5 protein-coding genes are annotated in these 3726 nt (G+C 68.1%); 1 reads left to right on the top strand and 4 read right to left on the bottom strand.

Features of this window, described 5'->3' with window-relative positions; all coding sequences use genetic code 11:
• Positions 1-219 precede the first annotated feature (219 nt).
• The 3 genes from CA983_RS41485 to CA983_RS41475 form a co-directional block, all read right to left on the bottom strand.
• Positions 220-633, bottom strand: a complete 414-nt coding sequence (locus tag CA983_RS41485; RefSeq protein WP_086605826.1) for a hypothetical protein — start codon at positions 631-633, stop codon at positions 220-222.
• A 43-nt stretch (positions 634-676) separates the two neighbouring features.
• Positions 677-1903 carry an amidase domain-containing protein gene (locus tag CA983_RS41480; protein WP_086605825.1) on the bottom strand — a complete coding sequence of 409 codons (1227 nt, stop codon included), beginning with the start codon at positions 1901-1903 and terminating at the stop codon, positions 677-679.
• Between the two features lie 152 nt (positions 1904-2055).
• Entirely contained in the window at positions 2056-2562 is a 507-nt protein-coding gene (locus tag CA983_RS41475) for a DUF6624 domain-containing protein (protein WP_086605824.1), read from the bottom strand.
• Positions 2563-2738: 176 nt separating this feature from the next.
• Between CA983_RS41475 and CA983_RS41470 the strand changes: the two genes are divergently transcribed.
• Entirely contained in the window at positions 2739-3245 is a 507-nt protein-coding gene (locus CA983_RS41470; RefSeq protein ID WP_341866738.1) for a GNAT family N-acetyltransferase, read from the top strand.
• 73 nt (positions 3246-3318) lie between these two features.
• Here CA983_RS41470 and CA983_RS41465 read toward each other — a convergent pair.
• A partial coding sequence (locus CA983_RS41465) for a VOC family protein (RefSeq protein ID WP_107500346.1) occupies positions 3319-3726 on the bottom strand: 408 nt, incomplete at its 5' end.

Raw genomic sequence — 3726 nt, 5'->3', positions numbered from 1 at the left:
GGGGCCGGTTGGGGCGGGATGCGGGGCCGTCGCCGGGTAGCTGGTGAGTGGTGGTAGCCGTGGGGCGCGGAGCCACTCGTGCGCAGAGCAGAAAGTGCCTTCCTGCTGGAACGACAGAAGCCTTGGAGAAGCCCTGTCGTTCCAGTTCAAAAGGGCACTTTCGCTGTCCTGCTCAAGCCCTCGACGCCTCTTCGGCGAAACGGCGGGGCCCTGTTGTGCTCATCCGGGCGGTTCGGTGCCCGCCGCGTCCGGTGGGGTCGGTACGACACCCGGGAGTGGGGTCATCACCCAATGCTCTTTCTCCCAGGTGAGGGTCTCGGTGACGCGGACGGGGCGGTTCTTGGTACCTGCGGTGCCGGTGATATCCACTTTCCATACGCCCGCGAACTCCGAGGTGCGGGTCCACCGAACGTCCCAGTCCTGTCCGCCGTACGCCTTGATCCGGGCGCGGGCGTCCTTGGAGCCCTGGGGATGGGCGTCGAGCAGCCCGGCCAGCCCGTCCTCGTCCGATGTGTTGAGGAACTGTACGTAGTCCTGCAGGAAACGGTCCTGGTCCGCCAGGTCGGGTTTCGCGGACGCGGAGTCGTCCCCGCCGCCACAGGCGGTGAGCAGTACCGCGCAGAGCACCGCCACGAGCAGTCCGACGCGACGCCGCCATGAGCGGTGTCCGCTCCCGTCAGGTGCGGAAGGCGTAATACGTCGCGCGCGGGTACTGCGCCACAAGGCTTTTCACCGACTTCCGGTAGGTGTTGGTCGAATGGTAGGTGAGGTAGGGCACTCCGTTGCTCTTGTACGTGGTGATCATGGAGTGGTCCTTGGACCGGTTGCCGCTGAAGTCCATCTGGAGGATGTCCCCGATCCCCAGCTTGTACACGTTGTCCAGGTTGTAGGCCCGGTCGCTGTGCAGAGCGAAGGACGCCCAGTAGTTGACATTGATCCAGGACGTCGTCTGGTTCGAGGAGTTGTACCACCAGTTCTTGTAACTCTTGTACCAGCCGGTGTTGTTCTTCCAGCCGCCCGCGCGTAGCGCCTGGCTGATGAAGTTGGTGCAGTCGCCCCCGACATCGTTGAACTTGCGGTAGTTGGAGTTGTAGTTCTTCCAGTGCTTCTCCGCGTACTTCGCCATCGCGGTGTAGTCGTAGCTCGCGGTGGCACTGACCTTGGCCTGGGCCTGGACGGTGGGCTGGGTGCTGCCCGCCTTGGTCTCCTGGGGCGCGGGGCCGTCGGTTTCGGGCTCGCCGCCCTCGTCGATCGGCTCCTCCGCTGCGCCGGCGGACGTGGGGCCGCTGCCCTCGGCGGTGTCCACCACCGAGTTGATCGCGGCCGGCCCTTCCTCGTCGAGAGGCGTGAATCCGGTCAGCTCCCACGTACCGTCCGGCGCTGCCGCGAAGGTCAGCTCGTGCTTCGCCTGGAAGCCGGTGGTCGGTGGCTCCTCGCCCTCGATCTTCTTGTAGGTGAGCATCGTCGTCTCGGTGACCTGGGCAGTGGCCCGGTCGCCGGTCACCCGCACCTCGTCCACGTCGACCTCGGTCTCGGCCGCCGTGTAGGCCTCGTCCAGGGCTGCGAGCCGCGCTCTGCGGTCACGCAGGACGTCTGTCGCGGTGTCCTCAGCGCGGGCCAGCCCGCTGGTGACGTGCACGTCGCCCTTCAGCGGCAGCGCCGCGGCGGCACGGCGGGTCGCCTGGGATCCGTCCAGGAGTGCGGAGGTCCGTCTGGTCAGGACGGCATCCGCGAGGGTGGCGAAGTCATCGGTGGTCTCAGCATCCACGGTGCGGTCCGCCTCTGCCGTGGTGCGGGCGGCTGCGCTCTCCGCGGCATGAGCGGTCGCGGCGGGCGGCAGTGCGGCCAGCAGCGTCACCCCCAGGGCCAGCGCCGTGGCACGTCTGTAGCTCCCGTTTCTCATGAAAATCCCCCAACTCAGGCCTTCGACAGGCCGGTTGAAGGGATCCTGTCACTTCCGGCCACGCACGGCGAGACCTTTTCGTACACGTGTTCCTGGATGTCCGGGTTCCGTTTCGAGGGCTCTCGGCGCCGCCCAAGGAGCCCTGCCCGGCGTCAGGGCGTCGAGAACTTGGCCACGTACTCGTCGAACGGCTCGATACCGACCTCCGCGCGGAGTTCGTCCACGCGCTCGGGTTCCTCGCAGGGCCACGGGACCGGTGCCCCGTCCTTCACGCCGGCGATCTGTGTGCCGTAGAGCTGCTTGCGGCCCTCGTTGACCAGGGTGCGGTCGTGGAGGAAGGCCAGTTCGCGGGGGCCGGCCGAGCCTGCCGACACCGCCTGTTGCATGAGGCGGAGGGCGCGGCGCTGGACGTCGAGTTGCCGGTCGGCGTGCTGGGCGATCAGCCAGGCTGCGCGGGCGGCCTCCTCGCCGACCACTTCCGCCGTCGGCCAGCCGTATTCGTCCATGATCTCGCTGAGCCGGTCACCGTGCCGTGCGGTCAGCCGGCGCCACGCCAGCTGCTCGGCGGGGTCATCACTGTTCGCGTGGACCGAGGACCGGTGATCGGCCACGGCCATGGCCGTGAGTTCCTCCCTCAGCGCCGCAACGTCGTGCCTCACTCTCAACTCCCGTTTCAGTCAGGCGGATTGGGTCCGTCACCGGTGACCCTACGGGCGCATTTCGGGTGTAAAGATCATTCTGGAGAACGGCGACAGGCGCCTCCGTGGACCGCGATAATGGATCCAGACCCCCTGACATTGACCGTCCGCTGGGTTTTCTGAGGGGTGGGGAGCGCGTGGAAGGCCTGGCCGTGGAGCGGATGGGCGGGGCCGGTGCCGTGGCGGTGCAGGAGGCGCTTCGGGGTGTGTACGCCGAGGCGTTCGCGGGGGCGCCGTACTACGTGACCGAGGATGAGGCCACCGCCGCGTTCCGGCGGTTTCCGTCCCAGGCGGGCAGGGTCGGCTTTCGGGCCGTGCTGGGGCGTGACGCGGGTGGTGAGCCGGTGGGCATGGCCTATGGGTGCGTGCTGGAGGCCGGCAGCGCGTGGTGGGACGGGATGAGTGGGGATGTGTGCCCGGAGGACGGGCGGCGCAGTTTTCTGTTGATGGAGCTCGCCGTACGGGCGCGGTGGCGTGGGCGCGGTGTCGCGCGGCGGCTGCATGAGGTGCTGCTCGATGGTGTCGGGGTCGAACGGGTCGTGCTGAACGTGCATCCCGGGAGCGGGGCGGCGCAGGCCGCTTACCGGGCGTGGGGATATCGCAAGGTGGGTGAGACGCGGCCGTGGGAGGGTGCATCCTCATGACGTGATGGTGCTCGGTCTGGACTGAGCGTCCTCGCCTCGCCCGGCCGCCGCCGTTGTCGTAGGCCGGGACCCGTCAGTCCGCCACCTGGTCCTCCACCCGGTCCTCCACCCGGTCCTCCACCGGATCCAGTTCTCCCCTTTCGACGCAGAACTCGTTGCCCTCGGGGTCGGCCATGACCACCCAGCCTCGGCCGTTCGGGAGGGTGCGGTCCGTCAGGATGCGGGCGCCGAGGCCTGTGGCGCGTTCGACTTCCTCGGAGCGGGTGCGGCCTGTGGGTCCCAGGTCGAAGTGGATGCGGTTCTTGGTTGCCTTGCCTTCCTCGACTCGTACGAAGAGGAGGCCGGGGGCGCCGTTCGGCAACTCGATCAGTACCTCGGGGTCGCCGGGCTTGTCCTCGTCGGAGATCGAGTGGCCGAGCAACTCGGACCAGAAACGCGCCAGTTCGTAGGGCTCTCCGGTGCAGTCGAAGGTGATGTGACG

This window comes from Streptomyces swartbergensis, from assembly GCF_002148965.1.
Lineage (GTDB): Bacteria > Actinomycetota > Actinomycetes > Streptomycetales > Streptomycetaceae > Streptomyces > Streptomyces swartbergensis.
Note: the sequence above shows the minus strand (reverse complement) of the source record. Positions and strands in the feature narration are given on the sequence as shown.